Origin of the sequence: Nocardioides sp. Kera G14 (genome assembly GCF_020715565.1) — a bacterium.
In the GTDB taxonomy this organism is placed as follows: Bacteria; Actinomycetota; Actinomycetes; order Propionibacteriales; family Nocardioidaceae; genus Nocardioides.
This window is the reverse complement of sequence record NZ_CP085839.1, coordinates 1,748,516-1,770,590: the sequence shown is the minus strand read 5'-3', so window position 1 is coordinate 1,770,590 and position 22,075 is coordinate 1,748,516. Positions and strand designations below refer to the sequence as shown.

Here is a 22,075-nt window from a genome sequence, read left to right as displayed (position 1 = left end):
CGTGTGACCGATGATCGGTAGGGTTGCCGGGTGCTGATCGCAGGCTTCCCCGCAGGCGCGTGGGGCACCAACTGCTACGTGGCCGCGACGGGTCCGGGCACCGAGTGCGTCATCGTCGACCCCGGCCAGGACGCCGCGAGCGGCATCGCGGAGGTCGTCCGGGAGCACCGGCTCAAGCCGGTCGCGGTCCTCCTCACGCACGGTCACATCGACCACATGTTCTCCGTGACCCCGGTCTCCGGCACGTACGACGCCACCGCCTGGATCCACCCCGCGGACCGCCACCTCCTGGCCGACCCCATGGCCGGCATCAGCCCGGAGTCGGCCCGCATGCTGCTGGGCGGGGACCACACCTTCACCGAGCCCGACAATGTGGTGGAGCTCGCCGACGGCCAGACGCTCGAGCTCGCCGGCCTCTCCTTCGTCGTCGACCACACGCCCGGGCACACCGAGGGGTCGGTCGCGTTCCGGACGCCGTGGACGGTCAACGAGGACATCTCCGAGGTGATGTTCGCGGGCGACCTGCTCTTCGCCGGTTCGATCGGCCGGACCGATCTCCCCGGTGGTGACCACGCCACCATGCTCCGCACCCTTCGCGACAAGGTGCTCCCGCTGGCCGACGACATCGTCGTCCTGCCAGGGCACGGCGAGCAGACCTCGATCGGGCGCGAGCGCGCCACCAACCCCTTCCTGCAGGACCTCTGAGAGACATGCCCAAGCCCACCGCCCTCTCCGGTTTCCCGGAGCTCCTCCCCGCCGAGCGTTTCGTCGAGCAGCAGGTGCTCGCGACGCTTGCGCGCACCTTCGAGCTGCACGGCTTCGCCAACCTCGAGACGCGCGCCGTCGAGCCCATGGACCAGCTGCTGTCCAAGGGCGAGACCTCCAAGGAGGTCTACGTGCTCAAGCGCCTGCAGGACGAGGGCACCGGGGATGCAGGCATGGGCCTGCACTTCGACCTCACCGTCCCGTTCGCGCGGTTCGTCCTCGAGAACAGCGGCAAGCTCGACTTCCCGTTCCGGCGCTACCAGATCCAGAAGGTCTGGCGCGGCGAGCGCCCACAGGCGGGCCGCTTCCGGGAGTTCACGCAGGCCGACATCGACGTCGTCGGCCGCGACAGCCTGGGCTTCCACCACGACATCGAGGTCGCCCGCGTGATGGCGGAGGCTCTCTCGAAGCTCGAGTTCCTGCCCGGTTTCCGGATCCAGGTCAACAACCGAAAGCTGATCCAGGGCTTCTACGCCGGTCTCGGTGCCTCGGACCCACTCACGGTGATGCAGCTCGTCGACAAGCTGGACAAGCTGCCCGCCGAGAAGGTCGGCGAGCTGCTCCAGTCCGACGCCGGCCTCACCGCCGAGCAGGCCGAGCAGACCCTCGCGTTGGCCCAGATCTCCAGTGCAGACGCGGGTTTCGTCGACCAGGTGCGCGCGCTCGGCGTCAGCGATCCACTTCTCGACGAGGGTCTCGCCGAGCTCGCCGCGGTCATCGAGGGCTGCGCGGGCATCGTGAATGAGCGCGTGCGCGTGGTCGCCGACCTCTCGATCGCCCGCGGCCTCGACTACTACACCGGCACCGTCTTCGAGACCCGCCTCGACGGCTTCGAGTCGCTCGGTTCGATCTGCTCCGGCGGTCGCTACGACTCCCTCGCGAGCGACGGCCGCAGCACCTACCCGGGCGTCGGCATCTCCTTCGGCGTGAGTCGCACGCTCGTCCCGCTGCTGGGCACCGGCGTCGTCGCGGCCAGCCGCAGCGTGCCCAGTGCCGTCCTCGTGGCACTCACCGACGAGGAGTCGCGCTCCGAGGCCGACCGGCTGGCCACGGGGCTGCGAGCCAACGAGATCCCGACCGAGGTCGCTCCGAAGGCGGACAAGTTCGGCAAGCAGATCAAGTACGCCGAGAAGCGCGGCATCCCCTATGTGCTCTTCATGACCGAGAACGGTCCGGAGATCAAGGACATCAGGTCCGGTGACCAGGCGCCGATCGATCCGGCGACGTGGACACCGCCGGCCGGCGACGTACGCCCCACCATCACGAGCACCAGCACCACCACCAGCCAGGAGACGACGAAGTGATCCGCACCCACGAAGCAGGCACCCTCACCGCAGGGAACGTCGGCGAGACCGTCACCCTCGCAGGTTGGGTCGCTCGCCGCCGCGATCACGGCGGTGTCGCCTTCATCGACCTCCGCGACGCGAGCGGCATCGTCCAGGTCGTCATCCGTGACGAGGCCGTCGCGCACCCGCTGCGCAACGAGTTCGTGCTGAAGGTGACCGGCGAGGTCGTCGCGCGCACCGAGGGCAACGTCAACCCCAACCTGGCGACCGGTGAGATCGAGGTCGTCGCCGGTGAGGGGGGTGTTGAGGTGCTCAACACCGCCGCCGCGCTGCCGTTCCAGATCGATGACCATGTCGAGGTCGGCGAGGAGGCGCGCCTCAAGTATCGCTACCTCGACCTGCGCCGCAGCGGCCCCGCGGCCGCGATCCGCCTGCGCAGCAAGGTCTACAAGGCCGTCCGCGACGTCCTCGCGGCGCGTGACTTCGTCGAAGTCGAGACGCCCACGCTCACCCGGAGCACCCCCGAGGGCGCCCGTGACTTCCTCGTGCCCGCGCGCCTGTCGCCCGGCTCCTGGTACGCCCTGCCGCAGAGCCCCCAGCTCTTCAAGCAGCTCCTCATGGTCGGTGGGCTGGAGAAGTACTTCCAGATCGCCCGTTGTTACCGCGACGAGGACTTCCGAGCCGACCGCCAGCCGGAGTTCACCCAGCTGGACATCGAGATGAGCTTCGTCGACCAGGACGATGTCATCGAGATGATGGAGGACGTCGTCAAGGCCATGTGGGCCACGATCGACGTCGACGTACCGACCCCGATCCGCCGCATGACGTACGCCGACGCCATGCGGCTCTACGGCTCCGACAAGCCGGACCTCCGCTTCGGCCTCGAGCTCGTCGAGGCGACCGACTACTTCAAGGACACGCCCTTCCGCGTCTTCCAGGCCGAGTACGTCGGCGCCGTGCTCATGCCCGGCGGGGCCAGTCAGCCGCGCAAGCAGCTCGACGCCTGGCAGGACTGGGCCAAGCAGCGCGGCGCACGCGGCCTCGCCTACGTGCTCTTCAACGAGGACGGCTCGCTCGGCGGTCCTGTCGCCAAGAACCTGTCGGAGTCCGAGCAGGCCGGCCTGGCCGAGCTCGTCGGTGCGAAGCGGGGCGACTGTGCGTTCTTCGCCGCCGGCGCGACCAAGCCCAGCCGCGCCCTGCTCGGTGCCGCCCGGCTCGAGATCGGTCGTCGCGCCGGCCTCCTGGACCCCGACCACTTCGAGTTCGTCTGGGTCGTCGACGCACCGATGTTCGAGCCCGCCGGCGATGCCGTCGCGAGTGGTGACGTCGCCGTCGGCGCGGGGGAGTGGACCGCGGTCCACCACGCCTTCACCGGCCCCAAGCCCGAGTACGCCGACACCTTCGACACCGACCCCGGCTCGGCGCTCGCCTACGCCTACGACATCGTCTGCAACGGCTCCGAGCTCGGTGGCGGCTCGATCCGTATCCACCGCGAGGACGTGCAGAAGCGGGTCTTCAACGTGATGGGCATCGGCGACGAGGAGGCGCAGGAGAAGTTCGGCTTCCTGCTCGACGCGTTCAAGTTCGGCGCCCCGCCGCACGGCGGCATCGCGCTGGGCATGGACCGGGTCATCCAGCACCTCGCCAAGGTCGACTCGATCCGCGAGGTCATCGCCTTCCCGAAGTCCGGTGGCGGCTACGACCCGCTGACCGAGGCGCCCGCTCCCATCACCGAGCAGCAGCGCAAGGAGGCCGGCGTGGACGCCAAGCCGGAGGTCGTGACCGAGTCGTGACCGAACCGGCCCGTCGTGGCCGGATCGTTACTCCTGGGTGACCGGCTGGGGACGTCAGCTCCTCTAGGGTCGCTGGCGTGACAATCTCGGAGGCGGCCACGCCTACCCAGGCGACGGCGGTCGTGAGCAAGTCGCCGATGCGACTCGCGATGGAGCGGTTCCGGTCCGACCGACGGACGATGATCTCCTTCTGGGTGATCGTCGTCTTCGCAGTGCTGACGATCCTCGCGCCGATCGTGAACCACACGGGTCTCATCGACGTCTACCACTTCCACCAGGACCTGCTGGAGCCTGACACGCTGCCCAAGGGTGCGCTGAGCGGCGTCTCCTGGAAGCACCCGCTCGGTGTCGAGCCCGGCAGCGGTCGCGACCTCCTCGCGCGGGTCTGGGTCGGTCTCGCCGTCTCGGTCTTCATCGCGCTGGCCGCCAGCCTGTTGTCGATGATCATCGGCACCTCGCTCGGCATCTGGGCCGGCATGCGAGGCGGCTTCGTCGACGGTTTCGTCGGGCGGCTCGCCGACCTGATCCTGTCGTTTCCGCAGCAGCTGATGCTGCTCGCCATGTCGGGGATGGCCCTGGTCTTCATCCGCGACCAGTTGCACATCAAGGCCGCCGACGCCGGAGCCGCCTTCTACGTCATCGTCGTGATGGCGATCTTCGGCTGGCCCGGCGTCGCCCGTCTCGTCCGCGGTCAGGTCCTCTCGATCCGTGAGCGCGAGTTCGTCGATGCGGCGGTCGTCCTGGGTGCGTCCCGGCGACGGATCTACTTCAAGGAGGTCCTGCCCAACCTCTGGACGCTCCTCCTCGTGCAGTTCACGCTCATCCTGCCGGCGTACATCTCGACCGAGGCCGCGCTGTCCTTCATGGGAGTCTCCGTGAAGCCGCCGACGCCGACGCTGGGCAACGTCCTCAACGACACGCTCAACTACTCCTCGGTGGACTTCTTCTACTTCCTGGTCCCCGGGGCCACCATCGCCATCCTCGTCATCTGCTTCAACCTCCTGGGCGACGGGCTGCGTGACGCCCTCGACCCCAAGAACAACCGCTGACCCCCAGTTTTCGACGGCAGGGCGCCGTCGATCAGTGGCGCCGTCCAGGCGCGTCACACATCCAAGGAGAAGTAATGGCCAACAACACGAAGCGGTTCCTCGCGGGTACCGCCGCGGCCGCTCTCGCCTTCTCGCTGGCCGCGTGCGGCAGCAGCAGCGATGACAACGAGAGCACCGGCAGTTCGTCCGGCGAGGCGACCAAGGGCGGAACCCTCACCTACTACCTGAGTGCGCCCCTGGGTCACACCGACCCCCAGCGGACCTACACCGGCCGCGACGTCGCGAACTTCCGCCGCACGGTCTACCGCTCACTCGTCGCCTTCCCGATCGCGGATGACGCCAAGACGGCCAACACGCCGGTCCCCGACCTCGCGACCGACACCGGTACCGCGACGGACAACAGCAAGACCTGGTCCTTCACCCTCAAGGACGGCGTGAAGTGGCAGGACGGCTCCGACGTCACGTGTGAGGACTTCAAGTACGGCGCCAGCCGTGTCTTCGCCACGGACGTGATCACCGGCGGCCCGAACTACCTCCTGTCCTACCTCGATGTCCCGAAGGACCCGTCCACCGGTCTCCCGTCCTACACCGGCCCGTACAAGAGCACCCCCGAGGGCCAGGCCGCCTTCGACAAGGCGATCACCTGCGACGGCAAGACGATCACGTACCACTTCAACAAGCCGTGGCCGGACTTCCCGCTCGCCGTCGCCTCGCTCGAGATGATGGACCCGTACAAGAAGGACCAGGACAAGGGCGACCTGTCCAACTACTCCATCTTCTCCAACGGTCCGTACATGATCGACGGCGGCACGACCGCATGGGACAAGGACAAGGGCGCGACGCTCGTCCGCAACCCGAACTACGACGCGGCCACCGACTCGACCGACATCCGCAAGGCCCTTCCGGACAAGATCACCTTCGACGTCGGCAAGACCCCCGAGACCGTCTACGGCCTCATGATCAACAACAGCCCGGAGGCCCAGGCGGCGGTTGCGGGCTCGCGCCTCACCCCGGCCCTGATCCCGCAGATCACCGACAAGTCGCTCTACGCCAACGTCGACTCGCCGTACACGGACTACCTCGTCCCGAACACGAAGCGCCTCTCGCTTCCCGTCCGCCAGGCACTCGCCACGGCGACCAACAAGAAGGCCTGGATCACCGCGGGCGGCGGCGACAAGTTCTACAAGCCGGCCGACTCCATCGTGAACACCGCGGTCACCGGTTACCAGCCGAACCCGGCCTTCAAGGACATCCCGCTCGAGGGTGACCCGGCTGCGGCGAAGAAGATCCTCCAGGACGCCGGCGTGCAGATGCCGTACCCGATCAAGTTCACCTTCGACAACTCCAGCGGCTCCGACGTTCCCGGCAAGCAGGCCGCGGCGCTCAAGGAGACGTGGGACCAGGCCGGCTTCAAGGTCACCCTGGACCCGCAGACGGACGCCTACTACCCCGCGATCCAGAAGCCGAACGGCGACTCGGACATCACGTGGGCCGGTTGGGGCGCCGACTGGCCGTCCGCCATCACGGTGACGGCTCCGCTCTTCGACAGCCGCATCAACCTGACCAAGAACTCCAACGGTCAGGACTACGGCAACTACAAGAGCGACGCCTTCAACGCCCTCGTCGACAAGGCGCAGAACGCCACGTCGATCGACGAGCAGACGAAGGCGCTGCAGGATGCCGACATCCAGCTCGGCAAGGACTACGCCTACATCCCGCTCGAGCAGTCGCTGTTCAACTGGGCCTGGGGCTCCAAGGTCGCGAACTTCACGGCCGACGCGTCGTCGAACATGTACCCCGACCTGGGTGCGATCGGTGTCAAGCAGTGAGTCTCTGACTCGCTGTAGCACCACCTAGCTGTACCTCCGGGGGCGGGCCCACGCGGCACGCCCCCGGAGACCTGCCGGAGAGAAGAACTGAGGAATTACATGCTCGCCTACGTCGTACGCCGCGTCTTCGTCGGTGTCGTCATGCTGCTCGTGATGAGTCTGGTGACGTTCGTGCTCTTCTTCGCCTCCCCGGTGGACCCCGCCCGCTTCTCGGCCGGGAAGAACCCTTCCGAGGAGCTCCTGAGCCAGGTGCGGAAGTCTCTCGGTTATCCGGAGAAGAACCAGGGCCCGCTCAAGGACTACCTCATCAACCCGGCCAAGACCTGGGGTGACTTCGTGAAGGGCGTCGCCGTCGGACGTGACTACCCCGACGACCCCGAGCTGCGCCGCGCCCATCCCGAGCAGGTCGTCCACTGCGCGGCGCCATGCTTCGGTTACTCCAAGATCAACAACAAGACCGTCAACGAGGAGATCTCGAAGGCGTTGCCGGTGACCGTCTCCCTCTCGCTCGCCGCGGTGATCTTCTGGATCATCGGCGGCCTCGGGATCGGCATCATCGCCGCCATCCGTAAGGGCACCTGGCTCGACCGGGGCATCGTCGCGGCGTCGCTGCTGGTCTACGCATTCCCCGTCTTCTTCACTGGCACCTTCCTCCTGCGCTACGTCTCCATCAAGTGGGGTCTGTGGCCGGTGCCGGCGTTCGTGCCCTTCACGGAGAACCCGGTGAACTGGGCGATCAACCTCGTCCTCCCGGGCCTCACCCTGGCCGGCCTGGTGATGGCCGCCTATGTCCGCGTGACCCGCTCGTTCGTGCTCGAGTCACTGTCGGAGGACTACGTCCGGACGGCGCGTGCGAAGGGTCTCAAGACCACTCCCGTCATCTTCAAGCACGCCCTCCGCGCCGCCCTCACGCCGCTGGTGACGATGTTCGGCCTCGACCTCGCGACGATGCTGGTCGGCGCGATCATCACCGAGCGCGTCTTCAACTACCAGGGCCTCGGGTACATCTCCCTGCTGGCAGCCCAGACCTTCGATCTTCCGACCCTGATCGGCATGGTCGTCTTCGCCGGCAGTGTCTTCATCCTCGCCAACCTGATCGTCGACATCCTCTACTCGGTGATCGACCCCCGCGTGCGGGTCTCCTGAGACAGACGGGAATCACACTCATGACCACACCACTGCTCGAGGTCCGCGACCTCAAGGTCCACTTCCCGACCCAGGACGGCCTGGTGAAGGCCACCGACGGCCTCTCCTTCTCCGTCGAGAGGGGCAAGACGCTCGGCATCGTCGGCGAGTCCGGCTCCGGCAAGTCCGTGTCGACCTCGACGATCCTCGGGCTGCACCGTGGCACGCGCGCGCAGATCAGCGGCGAGATCCTCCTCGACGGCGTCGACCTGCTGAAGCTCTCCGACGAGGAGATGCGCCGCCGACGCGGACACGACGTCGCGATGATCTTCCAGGACCCGCTCTCGGCGATGCACCCGTATTACACGGTCGGCAACCAGCTGATCGAGGCCTACCGCGTGCACAACGACGTCACCAAGAAGGTCGCCCGCACCCGTGCCATCGAGATGCTCGAGCGCGTCGGAATCCCGCAGCCCGACCGCCGCGTGGACGACTACCCGCACCAGTTCTCCGGCGGCATGCGCCAGCGCGCGATGATCGCCATGGGCCTGATCAACAACCCCGGCCTGCTCATCGCCGACGAGCCGACCACGGCCCTCGACGTCACCGTCCAGGCGCAGATCCTCGACCTGCTCCAGGACCTCCAGCGCGAGTTCAACTCGGCGATCCTGATCATCACCCACGACCTCGGCGTCGTGGCGGAGATGGCCGACGACGTCCTCGTGATGTACGCCGGCAAGGCGGTCGAGTACGGCACGACGAAGGACCTGCTCACCCACCCGGAGATGCCCTACACGCTCGGCCTGCTGAACAGCGTCCCGGACGTGAGCGATGACCCGGACCAGCCCCTCATCCCGATCCCCGGCAACCCGCCGAGCCTGCTCAACCCTCCGTCGGGTTGTGCCTTCCACCCGCGCTGCCCGTTCAAGGAGTACGTTCCCGACGACCTCTGCTACACCACGCAGCCCGACCTCGTGCCGATCTCGGCCGGTGACCCGCACCTGAAGAGGTGTCATCTCATCGACCCGGCCGCTGTCTTCGCCCAGAAGGGGTTCCTCTCGTGAGCACCGCCACCAACGCGGCCCCGATCCTCGAGGTCGAGGACCTCACGATGCACTTCCCGGTGAAGAGCTCCGGGATCCTCCGTCGCACCGTCGGCGCCGTCCAGGCCGTCGACGGCATCTCCTTCGCGCTGGAGGCCGGCTCCTCGCTGGGGCTCGTCGGTGAATCGGGCTGCGGCAAGTCGACGACCGGACGCCTCATCACGCGGCTCTACAAGCCCACCGCCGGCTCGATCCGCTTCGAGGGCAAGGACATCGCGAAGACGGGGGAGAAGGAGCTGCTCCCGCTCCGCCGCGACATCCAGATGATCTTCCAGGACCCGTACACGTCGCTGAACCCGAGGCACACGGTCGGCTCGATCATCGGAGCACCGCTGGAGATCCACAACCTGCTGCCGAAGGAGAAGATCCTGCCGCGGGTCCAAGAGCTCCTCGAGATCGTCGGCCTCAACCCCGAGCACTACAACCGCTACCCACACGAGTTCTCCGGCGGCCAGCGCCAGCGCATCGGCATCGCCCGCGCCCTGACGCTGCAGCCGAAGCTCCTCGTGGCCGACGAGCCGGTCTCGGCGCTCGACGTCTCCATCCAGGCCCAGGTGATCAACCTCCTGCAGGACCTGCAGAAGGAGTTCGGGATCGCCTTCCTCTTCATCGCGCACGACCTCGCGATCGTCCGGCACTTCTCCCCGCAGATCGCGGTCATGTACCTCGGCAAGATCGTCGAGATCGGTGACCGGGACACCATCTACAACCGCCCGCACCACCCCTACACGCAGGCCCTGCTCTCGGCTGCGCCGGACATCAAGCAGGCCGAGGTCGGAGGCCGCCGCGAGCGGATCCGCCTCACCGGCGACGTACCGTCCCCGATCAACCCGCCGTCGGGCTGCCGCTTCCGCACCCGCTGCCCGCTCGCACAGGAGATCTGCGCGAAGGTCGAGCCGCCCCTGCTGCAGATCGGCAAGGAGCACAAGGTCGCGTGTCACTTCCCGGGCGAGCTCGGTCAGCACCCGACGAAGCCGATCACCAACCGGATCCTCGGCGTCAACGACTTCGGCGACGCCGACCCCGGTCAGGGCCCGGCCATCACGATCCCGACCACGCCCGGCTTCGCCGACACGTGGTTCGACCTCGAGAACAACCAGATGGGTCGCGCCTGAGTGCCCTGACTAGGCTGGTGTGGTGAGCGACGGCCTGTTCGAGATGGGGAGTACGTCGACAGGCGGCTCCCTCAGCTCAGCCGATCATGCCCACGCACCGCTGGCGGTGCGGATGCGGCCGCGGACACTCGACGAGCTCGTCGGGCAGCCGCAGCTGCGGGCGGCGGGCTCGCCGTTGCAGCAGGTGATCGAGGCGGAGAAGTCGCTCTCGCTGCTGCTCTGGGGTCCGCCGGGGACCGGCAAGACGACGATCGCGTCGATCGTGTCCGGGCAGACCAACCGGAGCTTCGTCGAGGTCTCCGCGGTGAGTGCCGGGGTCAAGGAGGTGCGAGCGGCGATCGACGCCGCCCGCGCCCAGCTGGTCGCGACCGGCAAGGAGACCGTCCTCTTCGTCGATGAGGTGCATCGCTTCTCCAAGGCCCAGCAGGACGCACTGCTGCCGGGCGTGGAGAACCGCTGGGTCACGCTGATCGCCGCCACGACGGAGAACCCCTCCTTCTCCGTGGTCAGCCCGCTGCTCAGTCGGAGTCTGCTCCTGCGCCTGCAGAGCCTGACCGACGACGACATCCGCGACGTCCTCCTCCGGGCCCTGAAGGACGAGCGTGGGCTGGGCGGTGCCTACGAGATCGACGACGATGCCCTCGACCACCTCGTCCGGCTGGCCGGGGGAGACGCGCGCCGTTCGCTGACCTACCTCGAGGCGGCAGCAGGCGCAGCGGGCGCGAAGACCACGATCGACCTGAAGACCGCCGAGACCGCCGCCGACGTCGCGGCGGTCCGCTACGACCGTGACGGCGACCAGCACTACGACGTGATCAGCGCCTTCATCAAGTCGATCCGGGGCTCCGACGCCGACGCCGCGCTCCACTACCTCGCCCGGATGCTCGAGGCCGGGGAGGACCCGCGGTTCATCGCCCGGCGGCTGATGATCTCGGCGAGTGAGGACATCGGCCTGGCCGACCCGACCGCACTGACCACGGCGGTCGCCGCCGCCCAGACCGTGCAGCTGATCGGCCTGCCCGAGGCCCAGCTCACCCTCGCCCACGCGACGATCGCGCTGGCGGTCGCCCCGAAGTCGAACGCGGTCACGACCGCCATCGGAGCGGCGCTGGGCGACGTACGGGCGGGAAGGATCGGGCAGGTGCCGTCGCACCTGCGCGACGCGCACTACGCCGGCGCGAAGAAGCTCGGGCACGGTGTCAACTACCGCTACGCCCACGACCATCCCTTCGGCATCGCGGAGCAGCAGTACCTGCCCGACGAGCTCGTCGACACGACCTACTACGAGCCCAAGGAGATCGGCGCGGAGGCGCAGATCAAGGAGCGGTGGGAACGGGTCCGCAACATCATCCGGGGCATCAGCCCGAGGTAGCTGCCCGGTAGGCTGGCGACCCATGAGCCCCGGTGACCGTCTCCGCGAGGCCGTCATCAAGGCGGCGTCACGCTGGCATGGCCTGCGCTCCGTGCTCGACCACGAGACCCGTCTGGCGGCCGAGTCGGCCGCCTGGGTCGAATGGCGCCGCCGGCGGCGCGAGCGCAAGGCCGTCGTGAAGGCCGCGCTCCGGGCCCATCGCGCGCAGGCGGGCGGTGTCCGCCGTGAGGCACTCCGTGCGGGAGCGCTGGTCGTCCGTCAGCAGATGGCGCAGGCGCAGGTCGACAAGGAGCTCGAGCTCCGCGAGCGCTTCAGCGCGAAGGCGCTTCCCGCTCCACAGAACCCCACGAACCCCCAGCACCACATCGAAGAACTGGAAATCGAAACGTGAACGACAACGCGTCGTCCTTGCCCGACACGTGGCTGAGCACGGCGGAGATCCGCCGTCGCTTCACCTCCCACTTCGCCGACAACCCGACCCTGCCGCACGAGAACGTGCGCTCTGCGTCGCTGCTGCTCGACGACCCCAACCTGCTGTTCGTCAACGCCGGCATGGTCCCGTTCAAGCCCTACTTCCTGGGCCAGGCCACGCCGCCGTACCCGCGCGCGACCAGTGTGCAGAAGTGCATCCGCACCCCCGACATCGAAGAGGTCGGCAAGACCACACGGCACGGCACGTTCTTCGAGATGTGCGGCAACTTCTCCTTCGGTGACTACTTCAAGGAGGGCGCGATCACGCTCGCCTGGGACCTGGTCACGAAGCCCATCGCCGACGGCGGCTTCGGCTTCGACGAGTCCGTGCTCTACCCGAGCGTCCTCGACGGCGACGACGAGGCCGTGGCGCTGTGGAAGAGGATCTCCGGCCTGCCCGACGACCGCATCGTCCGGCTTCCCCCGAGCGAGAACTACTGGTCGATGGGCGTCCCCGGCCCGGGCGGCCCGTGCTCGGAGATCCTGATCGACCGCGGCCCGGAGTTCGGTGCCGACCGCGACTGGGACGCCGGCGACCGTTACCTCGAGTTCTGGAACCTCGTCTTCATGCAGGACGACATCTCGGCCGCCCGCTCGAAGTACGACGTCGACATCTCCGGTGCGCTGCCGCAGAAGTCGATCGACACCGGCCTGGGTCTCGAGCGCGTCGCCTACCTGCTCCAGGGCAAGAGCAACATGTACGAGACCGACGTCGTCTTCCCGGTCATCGAGAAGGCCGAGGAGCTCACCGGCAAGAAGTACGGCGCGAGCGACAGTGTCGAATCGTGGGAGGACGACGTCCGCTTCCGCGTGGTCGCCGACCACATCCGCTCCTCGATGATGCTCATCGGCGACGGCGTCACGCCGGGCAACGAGGGGCGTGGCTACGTGCTGCGACGTCTGCTCCGGCGGGCGATCCGCAACGTCCGCCTCCTCGGGTACGCCGACCCCGCGCTGCCCGAGCTGATGCCGGTGTCCCGCGACAGGATGGGCGAGACCTACACCGAGCTGCACTCGGACTGGGACCGCATCATCCGCGTGGCCAACGCCGAGGAGGAGACGTTCCGCAAGACGCTCACCTCCGGCACCCAGATCTTCGACCTCGCCGCCGGCGAGGTGAGGAAGGGTGGCGGTACCGTGCTGAGCGGTGCTGAGGCGTTCCAGCTGCACGACACCTACGGCTTCCCGATCGACCTCACCCTCGAGATGGCCTCCGAGGCGGGCCTCACCGTCGACGAGGCGGGCTTCCGTGGCCTGATGGCCGAGCAGCGCGAACGCGCCAAGGCCGACGCCAAGGCGAAGAAGGGCGGCCACGCCGACCTCACCGTCTACCGCGAGATCCTCGACGCCAACGGCCCGACCGAGTGGCTCGCCTACGAGACGCTGACCACCGAGTCAGCTCCGCTCGCCCTGCTCCAGGAGGGCAGGGCCGTCAACGCGCTCGGCAACGGCGAGGTCGGCGAGCTCGTCCTCAACCGCACGCCGTTCTACGCCGAGTCCGGTGGCCAGGTCGCCGACGCCGGCATCATCGAGTTCGACGGCGGTCGCTTCGAGGTGCTCGACGTCCAGCGACCCGTCAAGGGTCTTGTGGTCCACCAGGTCCGTGTCGTCGACGGCGAGTACACGGGCGCGAAGGGGGACCTGCACGCACAGGTCGACCCCGACTGGCGGCTCGGCGCCCGGCAGGCCCACTCCGGCACCCACGTCGTCCACGCCGCGCTCCGTGAGGTGCTCGGCCCGACCGCGCTGCAGTCCGGCTCCTACAACCGTCCCGGCTACCTGCGTCTCGACTTCGGCTGGACGACCGGTCTCAGTGCCGGTCAGCTCCAGGAGCTCGAGGAGGTCTCCAACAACGCGCTGCGCGCCGACCTGCCCGTCTCCTGGGACTACATGACCCTGAGCCAGGCCAAGGAGTGGGGCGCGATCGCGCTCTTCGGTGAGACCTACGACGACTCCAAGGTCCGCGTCGTCGAGATCGGTGGCCCCTGGAGCCGTGAGCTCTGTGGTGGCACGCACGTCTCGCACAGCTCCCAGATCGGCAGCATCGTCATCAACGGCGAGTCCTCGGTCGGCTCGGGCAACCGCCGCATCGAGGCATTCACCGGCATCGAGGGCTTCCGCTACCTCGCCCGTGAGCGCGACATCGTCGGCCAGCTCACCGACGTCCTCAAGGCCACCCAGCCCAGCGAACTGGTCCCGCGTGTCACCGACCTGCTCGAGCGGCTCAAGTCCGCCGAGAAGGAGATCGAGAAGGTCCGCGTCGCCCAGCTGCTCGCCTCGGCCGGGTCGATCGCCGACAGCGCGGTGGACGTCGATGGCGTCGCCGTGGTCGCGGCCCGTGCCGCGGGTGCGGGCGGTGGCGACGTACGGACGCTGGTGACGGACGTGCGCGCCCGCTTCGGCGACCGCCCGGCGGTCGTCGTGGTCATCGGGGACGCCGACGGCAAGGTCTCGATCGTCACCGCCACCAACGACGGCGCGCGCGCCAAGGGCCTGTCGGCCAACGACCTGCTCCGCGGCCTGAGCCCGGTGCTCGGTGGCAAGGGCGGCGGCAAGGACGACCTCGCCCAGGGTGGCGGCACCGAGATAGCAGCGGTCGACGAGGCGCTCGCGCTCGTGCCGAAGCTCGTCGCCGGCGCCTGAGGGGCTCGCGTGCGGCACGGGGTTCGACTGGGTCTCGACCCGGGTGACGCCAGGATCGGCGTCGCACGCAGCGACCCGACGGGCTTCCTCGCCACCCCGGTCGAGACCGTGAAGCGCGGGCGAGGCGATCTCCAGCGGATCAAGCAGATCCTTCGCGAGATCGAGGAGGAGTCGACGCTCCTGGAGGTCGTCGTCGGCCTGCCGCGCTCACTCAAGGGCGGCGAGAACCCGGCGACGGCCAAGGTCCGTGAGTTCGCCGCCCAGCTCGGCCGGCGGGTCGCGCCCGTCCCCGTCCGGCTCGTCGACGAGCGGCTCACCACCGTCTCGGCCGAGTCGATGCTGCGCGAGCAGGGCCGTAAGGGGCAGGATCGTCGCTCGGTGGTCGATCAGGCTGCCGCCGTACTCATCCTGCAGCATGCACTGGACACCGAGCGCGGTTCGGGGACACCCCCCGGCGAGCTCGTGCAGACGGAAGGAAACCCATGACTGAGTCGCCAGAGGAGATCCCCGGCGCCGATCAGCCCTTCGTACCCGGACTCGACGACACCGCCGAGCGGCCCGCGGTCAGGCCAGACCCGGAGCCCGAGCCCGAGGCGGAGAAGCAGGAGTACGTCAGCACGGCCGGTCGTCGGCGTGCGGAGCGGACCTCGTCCCGCCTGCCCGGCTGCCTGGCCGTCCTCGTGGCGCTGGTGATCGTCGCCGGCGGCGCCTGGTTCGCGTGGGGGAAGATCTCCGACAAGCTCGACGGCCTCGGCGGCAGCAGTGACTACTCGGCCGGCTCGACCGGCGCCGACGTGACCTTCCAGGTCAACAAGGGCGACACCGTCGCCGCGATCGGCCGCAACCTCAAGGCCGCCGGCGTGATCAAGTCCGTCGACTCCTTCATCAGCGCCGCCCAGGCCAACCCGGACTCGTCGGGCATCCAGGTCGGCTACTACACGCTGCAGAAGCAGATGCCGGCCGCCGACGCCCTCGAGGTGCTCGTCGACCCGAAGAACATCGTCACCACCACCGTGACGATCCGCGAGGGCCTGCGGCTCGACGACATCGTCGCCACGCTGGTCAAGAAGACCGGCGTGAAGAAGGCCGACTTCACCGCCGCGCTCAAGGATCCGTCGGCGATCGGACTGCCCGACTCCGCCGACGGCAACGCCGAGGGCTACCTCTTCCCGGCGACCTACGCCTTCGGGCCCAAGGACACGGCAGTCGACATGCTGTCCGCGATGGTCGCCAAGGGGGTCTCGGAGTTCAAGGAGCTCGACATCGATGGGGGAGCGAAGAAGCTCGGCTTCACCGTCGACCAGATCGTCACCGTCGCCAGCATCCTCGAGTACGAGGCGAACCGCGACGAGGACTACCCGAAGGTCGCGCGCGCCATCTACAACCGCCTCGACCAGGACATGCCGCTGCAGTCGGACGCGACGGTCGCCTACGCCAACGGCCTCAGCGGCGAAGTGTGGACGACCGCGGAACAGCGCGCGATCGACTCGCCGTACAACACCTACACCCACCAGGGCCTCCCGCCCGGTCCCATCGGGGCGCCCGGCGAGGCGACGTTGAAGGCGGCGCTCAACCCGGCGGAGGGGGACTGGCTGTACTGGGTCGTCATCAACCTCAAGACGGGCGAGACGGTCTTCTCCGACAACCTCGCCGACCACAACGCGGCCGTGGCGAAGTTCCGCGAGTACTGCACGACCTCGGACGCCTGCTGAGATGCCACGTTGTGCGGTGATCGGTGACCCCGTCGAGCACTCGCTCTCCCCGGTGATCCATCAGGCGGCGTACGACGCCGTCGGACTCTCCGACTGGAGCTACTCGGCCATCCGCGTGGATGCCGGGGCGGTCGGTGAGTTCCTGTCGTCGCTCGCCGGCGACGTCGTCGGGCTGTCGGTCACCGCACCGCACAAGCGGGAGGCGCTCGCCCGCGCTGCGACCGTCACCGACCGGGCCTCGTTGGCCGGGGGAGCGAACACGCTCGTCCGGCGGGGCGAGGGCTGGGCTGCCGACAACACGGACCTGCCCGGCGCCGTCGCCGCGATCGGCGAGCGCTTCGACGGGGCGCTGCACCACGCGGTGATCCTCGGCGGCGGAGCGACGGCCGCCTCCGTCGGACTGGCGCTGGCCGAGCTCGGCGTGACCGCCATCGAGGTCGCCGTCCGCGAGGCGGCACGCGCGGCCGAGACGGTGACGGCGATCGCCGCCCATCCGTCCGCGCCGGAGGTCCGTGCCGTCGACCTCCTCGACCACCGCAGCGAACCCGACATCGTCGTCGCCACGATCCCCGTCGCCGCCCAGCTGCCGGCGCTCGTCGAGGAGTGGTCGGACGCGCCGGTGCTCTTCGAGGTGACCTACAACGAGTGGCCCACGCCCCTCGTCGCTGCGGCGGCCGGCGTGGTCGTCTCCGGCCTCGACCTGCTCGTCCACCAGGCCGCGCTGCAGTTCGAGCTCTTCACCGGGCAGGCGGCGCCACTCGACGCCATGCGTGGCGCCGGCGAGGACGCGCTCGCCCGTCGCTCGCGTCGCTAGGGTGCGGCCATGCATGTCGTGCCTGCGCTGATCTGCCTCGTCCTCGGAGCGATCGCCGGGCTGATCGCTCCGCGGCTGATCGCGGCGACACCCGACATCGAGCCCGACGCGACGGAGAACCCCGAGGACTTCCCGGACCCCGTGGCGTTCGCCGAGCTCGGTGCGCGGCCGGGGCTCCGGATCGGCACCGCGGTTGCTGGAGCGGTCGCCGGCGGCGTACTCGGGCTGGTGTTCGGGCTCGTCTGGGGTGTTGCGATCCTCCTGGTGGCGTTCCCGTTCGCGATCGCACTGGCGGTGATCGACTTCGTGACCTGGTTCCTGCCCGACCGGCTGATCCTCCCGGCAGCGATCGTGGTAGTGGTCGCCGACGTGGCGGCCGCGATCGGGCTCACAGCGCCGGAGCTCCTGCTGCACGCGCTCCTCGGCGGCGTCGGCCTCCTCGCCTGGTACGGCGTCATCTGGTTCATCAGCCCGCGCGCGATGGCCTTCGGCGACGTCAAGCTGGCCGGCGTGATCGGCCTCGCGCTCGGCCCGTGGGGGCTCACCGCGACGGTCGTCTCGGTCTTCCTCGCCGCCGTGCTCAGCATGCTGGCCCTCCTCCCGATGCGGCTCCTGGGCCGGACCATCAACCAGGGCGGGACGACGAGCGCCCTGCGCGCCCACATTCCCTACGGCCCGTCCATGCTGGTCGGAGCGTGGGCGGCCGTCCTCGCCGCCCGGGCGCTCATGGGAGGATGAGGCCCATGTTGCGCTGGCTGACCGCGGGTGAATCACACGGCCCGTCCCTCGTCGCCATCCTCGAGGGCCTCCCGGCCCACGTGAAGATCACGTCGCAGGATGTCGCCGACTCCCTTGCCCGTCGTCGCCTCGGCTACGGCCGTGGTGCCCGGATGAAGTTCGAGCAGGACGTCGTCACGTTCACCGGCGGCGTTCGCCACGGTGAGAGCCAGGGCGGCCCGGTCGCGCTGACCGTCGGCAACAGCGAGTGGCCCAAGTGGGAGACCGTGATGTCGGCGGATCCGGTGCCCGCCGAGGCTCTTGAGGGCCAGGCCCGCAACGCCGCCCTCACCCGTCCGCGTCCCGGCCACGCCGATCTCGTCGGCATGCAGAAGTACGGTTTCGACGACGCCCGCCCGATCCTCGAGCGCGCCTCGGCACGTGAGACCGCCGCCCGGGTCGCGCTCGGCCGGGTCGCCTCCAACTTCCTCGAGCAGGCCATCGGCGCTCGCATCGTCTCCCACGTCCTCGAGATCGGCGGCGTCCGCACGCCGGGCACCGAGCTGCCGACGTACGACGACGTCGCCCGTCTCGACGCCGATCCGGTCCGCGTGCTCGACCCCGATGGCTCCAAGCTGATGGTCGAGCGCATCGACGAGGCGCACAAGGAGGGCGACACCCTGGGTGGCGTCGTCGAGGTCGTCGTCTACGGCCTGCCGCCGGGCCTGGGCTCGCACGTGCACTGGGACCGCCGCCTCGACGCCCGTCTGGCCGGTGCGCTCATGGGTATCCAGGCGATCAAGGGCGTGGAGGTCGGTGACGGCTTCGAGCTCGCGGCGACTCCGGGGTCGAAGGCCCACGACGAGATCGTCAACACGCCGGAGGGCATCCGGCGTACGTCGGGCCGCAGTGGTGGCACGGAGGGTGGCATGTCCACCGGTGAAGTCCTCCGGGTCCGTGCCGCGATGAAACCGATCGCGACCGTGCCCCGGGCGCTGCGCACGATCGACACCGCCACGGGTCAGGAGGCGGTGGCGCACCACCAGCGTTCCGACGTCTGCGCCGTCCCGGCCGCGGGCGTCGTGGCGGAGGCCATGGTGGCGCTCGTGATCGCCGATGCCGTGCTGGAGAAGTTCGGGGGCGACTCGGTGGCCGAGGTCGCGCGCAACCACGCGTCCTACCTCGAGACGCTCAACTACAGGTGAGCGGACCCAAGGTCGTCCTGATCGGCCCCATGGGGTCCGGCAAGACGACCGTCGCCACGCTGCTCGGGGAGCGTTGGGGGCTGCCCGTGCGGGACACCGACGCCGACATCGTCTCGACGGCCGGCAAGCCGGTCAGCGAGATCTTCGTCGACGACGGCGAGGCCGCTTTCCGCGCGCTGGAGCGGGAGGCGGTGGCGACCGCGGTGCGGGAGCACACCGGTGTGCTCGCGCTGGGCGGGGGAGCGGTGCTCGCCCCCGAGACGCGTGCGGTGCTCGAGGGACTACCTGTGGTCTACCTGCGGGTCGGGCTCGCGGACGCCGTGAAGCGTGTCGGGCTCGGGGCCGGCAGGCCGCTGCTGCTCGGTGGCGACGGCGGTCTGCGCGCCCGCATCCGGAAGCTGCTCGAGGACAGGGCGCCGATCTACGAGGCGGCCGCCACGCTGGTCGTGGACACTGACGGGAAGACGCCGGCCGAGGTGGCCGACGAGATTGTTGAGGAGCTCGCGTGACGAAGACCCTGCACGTCGGTGGGGCGTCGCCGTACGACGTCCTGATCGGCCGCGACCTGGCGGGCTCCCTCGCCGGGATCCTCGGCGAGAAGGTGGAGCGGGTCGCCCTGCTCTACGCCGGTGAGCTGGGTGAGCAGGCCGACCGTGTCGCCGAGGCACTCGCGAAGGACTATGACGTGCACGCCTTCGGGCTGCCGTCGGGCGAGGCCGCGAAGACCTACGACATCGCCGTGCAGTGCTGGGAGGCGCTCGGTGAGCTCGGCTTCACGCGCTCCGATGCCGTCGTCACGTTCGGCGGGGGAGCGACCACCGACCTGGGTGGCTTCGTGGCCGCGACCTGGCTGCGTGGCGTGCGGGTCGTCCACATCCCGACGACGCTGCTCGCCATGGTCGACGCCGCCGTCGGTGGCAAGACCGGCATCAACACCGGCGCCGGCAAGAACCTCGTGGGCGCGTTCCACGAGCCTGCCGGCGTGCTGGTCGACCTGGACACGCTCGAGACGCTGCCGCGCGACGAGTTCGTCGCAGGCCTCGGTGAGGTCGTGAAGTGCGGCTTCATCGCCGACCCCGAGATCCTGCGGCTCATCGAGACGACGGACGCGGAGTCGCTGACTCCGGACTCACCGGTGACCGAGGAGCTGATCGAGCGCGCCATCCGGGTCAAGATCGAGGTCGTCGTCGCCGACCTGCGCGAGACCGGCGGGACCGACGGTCACCCCGGCCGCGAGGCGCTCAACTACGGCCACACCCTGGCCCACGCGATCGAGAAACACACGGGCTACGCGATCCGCCACGGTGAGGCCGTGGCGATCGGTTGCATCTACGTCGCCGAGCTGGCACGCCTCGCCGGTCGCCTCGACGACGAGACCGCGGCACGGCATGCCGCGGTCTTCGCCAGGGCCGGGCTGCCGACCGGCTTCGGCGGCGCCTCCTTCGACGACCTGATCGGTGCCATGCGGGTCGACAAGAAGGCGCGTGGCTCGCAGTTGCGCTTCCTCGTTCTCGACGGGCTGGCGAAGCCGTCGATCCTCGCCGGGCCGTCCGAGGACCTGCTGCGGGAGGCGTTCAAGGCCGTGGACCGGAACGAGGCCCCCGCATGACCGACGTGCTGGTGTTGAACGGCCCCAACCTCGGTCGCCTCGGGCGTCGACAGCCTGAGATCTACGGGACGACGACGTACGACGAGCTCGCGGCCCTCTGCGTCCAGTGGGGCGTCGAGCTCGGACTCGAGGTCGACGTGCGGCAGACCAACTGGGAGGGCGCGCTGATCGACTGGCTCAACGCCGCCGCCGACTCCGTCACGCCCGTCGTCCTCAACGCCGCCGCCTGGACGCACTACTCCTACGCCCTCTACGACGCCTGCGCCCAGCTGACCGCGCCGCTGGTGGAGGTGCACCTCAGTGCGCCCTCCAAGCGCCCCGAGGAGTTCCGCCACACCTCCGTCGTCGCGCCCCACGCGGCGCTCACCATCGAGGGCGAGGGCATCGACGGCTATCGCCAGGCCCTCGCCTTCCTCGCGAGTTCGGATTCTGCGGCTGAGTCTCGGTAGAGTCGTCCCTCGTGGCTACTACGAACGACCTCAAGAACGGCATGGTTCTCAACATCGAAGGCGGCCTGTGGCAGGTCGTCGAGTTCCAGCACGTGAAGCCCGGCAAGGGTCCGGCCTTCGTCCGCACGAAGCTGAAGAACGTCGAGTCGGGCAAGAACGTCGACAAGACCTTCAACGCCGGCACCAAGGTCGAGACCGCCACGGTCGACCGTCGGTCGTTCACCTACCTCTACAACGACGGTCAGTCGTTCGTCTTCATGGACGTCGAGTCCTACGACCAGGTCGAGGTCGCGCCCGAGATCGTCGGTGACGTCGCGAACTTCCTGCTCGAGAACCAGAACGTCAACATCGCGACCAACGACGGTCGCGTCCTCTTCGTCGAGCTCCCGGCCTCGGTCGAGCTGATCGTCAGCTACACCGAGCCCGGCGTCGTCGGCGACTCCGCCACCGGTCGCACCAAGCCGGCCACCCTCGAGACCGGCGCCGAGATCCAGGTGCCGCTCTTCATCGAGCAGGGCGAGAAGATCAAGGTCGACACCCGCGAGGGCGGCTCCTACCTCTCCCGCGTCAAGGGCTGAATCCCTTGTCCGCTCCCTCCGGTCAGCCGACGGCCCGCTCCAAGGCGCGCAAGCGGGCCCTCGACATCCTCTTCGCCGCCGACGCGCGGGGCGCCAGCGCCTCCGAGCTGCTCGACGAGGCGATCAGGGACGGCGAGGGGCCGGGCAACGCCTACACCGCGACGCTCGTGCGTGGCGTCACGGCCGAGCTGCCTCGCATCGACGAGCTGCTGACGACGTACTCCACCGACTGGAGCCTGGAGCGGATGCCCGCCGTCGACCGTAACGTCCTGCGCCTGGGCGTGTGGGAGCTGCTCTACGCGACCGACGTGCCCAGCCATGTCGCGATCAGTGAGGCAATGCAGCTCGTCCGGGACCTGTCGACCGACGAGTCGCCGGTGTTCGTCAACGGCGTCCTCGGCGCCATCGAGCGGGACCGCGCCTCTCTCGTCTGACAACCG

At 69.1% G+C, this 22,075-nt stretch carries 21 protein-coding genes; all 21 read left to right on the top strand.

Translation table 11 applies throughout. The features are described 5' to 3' along the window. The first annotated feature begins 30 nt into the window (after positions 1–30). The 21 genes from LH076_RS08735 (at position 31) to nusB (ending at position 22,069) form a co-directional block, all read left to right on the top strand. A complete protein-coding gene (locus LH076_RS08735) occupies positions 31–705 on the top strand; it encodes an MBL fold metallo-hydrolase (RefSeq protein WP_227780306.1) in 675 nt (224 codons plus the stop codon). A 5-nt stretch (positions 706–710) separates the two neighbouring features. After that, positions 711–2,069 (top strand): histidine--tRNA ligase, encoded by a 1,359-nt coding sequence (hisS, locus tag LH076_RS08730; protein ID WP_227780305.1) that lies wholly within the window; start codon positions 711–713, stop codon positions 2,067–2,069. After that, positions 2,066–3,844, top strand: coding sequence for an aspartate--tRNA ligase (aspS, locus tag LH076_RS08725; protein WP_227783611.1), 1,779 nt, complete (start codon positions 2,066–2,068; stop codon positions 3,842–3,844). The genes hisS and aspS overlap by 4 nt, the downstream gene beginning before the upstream one ends. A gap of 77 nt (positions 3,845–3,921) precedes the next feature. After that, positions 3,922–4,893 carry an ABC transporter permease gene (locus LH076_RS08720; protein ID WP_227780304.1) on the top strand — a complete coding sequence of 324 codons (972 nt, stop codon included), beginning with the start codon at positions 3,922–3,924 and terminating at the stop codon, positions 4,891–4,893. Between the two features lie 74 nt (positions 4,894–4,967). After that, a complete protein-coding gene (locus LH076_RS08715; RefSeq protein WP_227780303.1) occupies positions 4,968–6,722 on the top strand; it encodes an ABC transporter substrate-binding protein in 1,755 nt (584 codons plus the stop codon). 99 nt (positions 6,723–6,821) lie between these two features. After that, positions 6,822–7,868 carry an ABC transporter permease gene (locus LH076_RS08710; RefSeq protein ID WP_227780302.1) on the top strand — a complete coding sequence of 349 codons (1,047 nt, stop codon included), beginning with the start codon at positions 6,822–6,824 and terminating at the stop codon, positions 7,866–7,868. A 20-nt stretch (positions 7,869–7,888) separates the two neighbouring features. Continuing rightward, positions 7,889–8,911, top strand: coding sequence for an ABC transporter ATP-binding protein (locus LH076_RS08705; RefSeq protein ID WP_227780301.1), 1,023 nt, complete (start codon positions 7,889–7,891; stop codon positions 8,909–8,911). After that, positions 8,908–10,065 (top strand): ABC transporter ATP-binding protein, encoded by a 1,158-nt coding sequence (locus tag LH076_RS08700; RefSeq protein WP_227780300.1) that lies wholly within the window; start codon positions 8,908–8,910, stop codon positions 10,063–10,065. The genes LH076_RS08705 and LH076_RS08700 overlap by 4 nt, the downstream gene beginning before the upstream one ends. Before the next feature lie 22 nt (positions 10,066–10,087). Then, a complete protein-coding gene (locus LH076_RS08695; RefSeq protein WP_415753123.1) occupies positions 10,088–11,437 on the top strand; it encodes a replication-associated recombination protein A in 1,350 nt (449 codons plus the stop codon). A 22-nt stretch (positions 11,438–11,459) separates the two neighbouring features. Beyond that, on the top strand, positions 11,460–11,828 hold the full coding sequence (locus LH076_RS08690) for a hypothetical protein (RefSeq protein WP_227780299.1): 369 nt from the start codon (positions 11,460–11,462) through the stop codon (positions 11,826–11,828). Positions 11,829–11,860: 32 nt separating this feature from the next. After that, a complete protein-coding gene (gene alaS, locus LH076_RS08685) occupies positions 11,861–14,551 on the top strand; it encodes an alanine--tRNA ligase (RefSeq protein ID WP_227783609.1) in 2,691 nt (896 codons plus the stop codon). 9 nt (positions 14,552–14,560) lie between these two features. Further along, positions 14,561–15,037 (top strand): Holliday junction resolvase RuvX, encoded by a 477-nt coding sequence (ruvX, locus tag LH076_RS08680; RefSeq protein ID WP_227780298.1) that lies wholly within the window; start codon positions 14,561–14,563, stop codon positions 15,035–15,037. Beyond that, positions 15,034–16,263 carry an endolytic transglycosylase MltG gene (gene mltG, locus LH076_RS08675; protein WP_227780297.1) on the top strand — a complete coding sequence of 410 codons (1,230 nt, stop codon included), beginning with the start codon at positions 15,034–15,036 and terminating at the stop codon, positions 16,261–16,263. The genes ruvX and mltG overlap by 4 nt, the downstream gene beginning before the upstream one ends. Before the next feature lies 1 nt (position 16,264). Beyond that, entirely contained in the window at positions 16,265–17,077 is an 813-nt protein-coding gene (locus tag LH076_RS08670) for a shikimate dehydrogenase (RefSeq protein ID WP_227780296.1), read from the top strand. Positions 17,078–17,086: 9 nt separating this feature from the next. Beyond that, on the top strand, positions 17,087–17,815 hold the full coding sequence (locus LH076_RS08665; protein WP_227780295.1) for an A24 family peptidase: 729 nt from the start codon (positions 17,087–17,089) through the stop codon (positions 17,813–17,815). 5 nt (positions 17,816–17,820) lie between these two features. After that, on the top strand, positions 17,821–18,999 hold the full coding sequence (gene aroC / locus LH076_RS08660) for a chorismate synthase (RefSeq protein WP_227780294.1): 1,179 nt from the start codon (positions 17,821–17,823) through the stop codon (positions 18,997–18,999). Then, on the top strand, positions 18,996–19,508 hold the full coding sequence (locus LH076_RS08655; protein WP_227780293.1) for a shikimate kinase: 513 nt from the start codon (positions 18,996–18,998) through the stop codon (positions 19,506–19,508). The genes aroC and LH076_RS08655 overlap by 4 nt, the downstream gene beginning before the upstream one ends. Beyond that, positions 19,505–20,608, top strand: coding sequence for a 3-dehydroquinate synthase (gene aroB / locus LH076_RS08650; protein ID WP_227780292.1), 1,104 nt, complete (start codon positions 19,505–19,507; stop codon positions 20,606–20,608). The genes LH076_RS08655 and aroB overlap by 4 nt, the downstream gene beginning before the upstream one ends. After that, positions 20,605–21,057, top strand: coding sequence for a type II 3-dehydroquinate dehydratase (locus tag LH076_RS08645; protein WP_227780291.1), 453 nt, complete (start codon positions 20,605–20,607; stop codon positions 21,055–21,057). Before aroB ends, LH076_RS08645 begins: the two co-directional genes overlap by 4 nt. Positions 21,058–21,068: 11 nt before the next feature. Further along, the gene (gene efp, locus LH076_RS08640) at positions 21,069–21,635 is read left to right on the top strand and encodes an elongation factor P (protein WP_227780290.1); all 567 of its coding nucleotides are present in this window, start codon (positions 21,069–21,071) and stop codon (positions 21,633–21,635) included. 5 nt (positions 21,636–21,640) lie between these two features. After that, entirely contained in the window at positions 21,641–22,069 is a 429-nt protein-coding gene (gene nusB / locus LH076_RS08635; protein WP_227780289.1) for a transcription antitermination factor NusB, read from the top strand. Positions 22,070–22,075 lie beyond the last annotated feature (6 nt).

Excerpts from the sequence above, each read along its gene's own strand:
- LH076_RS08705 (WP_227780301.1), top strand. The coding sequence starts at position 7,889 with ATGACCACACCACTGCTCGAGGTCCGCGACCTCAAGGTCCACTTCCCG.
- LH076_RS08715 (WP_227780303.1), top strand. The coding sequence starts at position 4,968 with ATGGCCAACAACACGAAGCGGTTCCTCGCGGGTACCGCCGCGGCCGCT.
- LH076_RS08710 (WP_227780302.1), top strand. The coding sequence starts at position 6,822 with ATGCTCGCCTACGTCGTACGCCGCGTCTTCGTCGGTGTCGTCATGCTG.
- LH076_RS08690 (WP_227780299.1), top strand. The coding sequence starts at position 11,460 with ATGAGCCCCGGTGACCGTCTCCGCGAGGCCGTCATCAAGGCGGCGTCA.
- hisS (WP_227780305.1), top strand. The coding sequence starts at position 711 with ATGCCCAAGCCCACCGCCCTCTCCGGTTTCCCGGAGCTCCTCCCCGCC.
- LH076_RS08665 (WP_227780295.1), top strand. The coding sequence starts at position 17,087 with ATGCATGTCGTGCCTGCGCTGATCTGCCTCGTCCTCGGAGCGATCGCC.
- LH076_RS08670 (WP_227780296.1), top strand. The coding sequence starts at position 16,265 with ATGCCACGTTGTGCGGTGATCGGTGACCCCGTCGAGCACTCGCTCTCC.
- LH076_RS08645 (WP_227780291.1), top strand. The coding sequence starts at position 20,605 with ATGACCGACGTGCTGGTGTTGAACGGCCCCAACCTCGGTCGCCTCGGG.
- mltG (WP_227780297.1), top strand. The coding sequence starts at position 15,034 with ATGACTGAGTCGCCAGAGGAGATCCCCGGCGCCGATCAGCCCTTCGTA.
- aroC (WP_227780294.1), top strand. The coding sequence starts at position 17,821 with ATGTTGCGCTGGCTGACCGCGGGTGAATCACACGGCCCGTCCCTCGTC.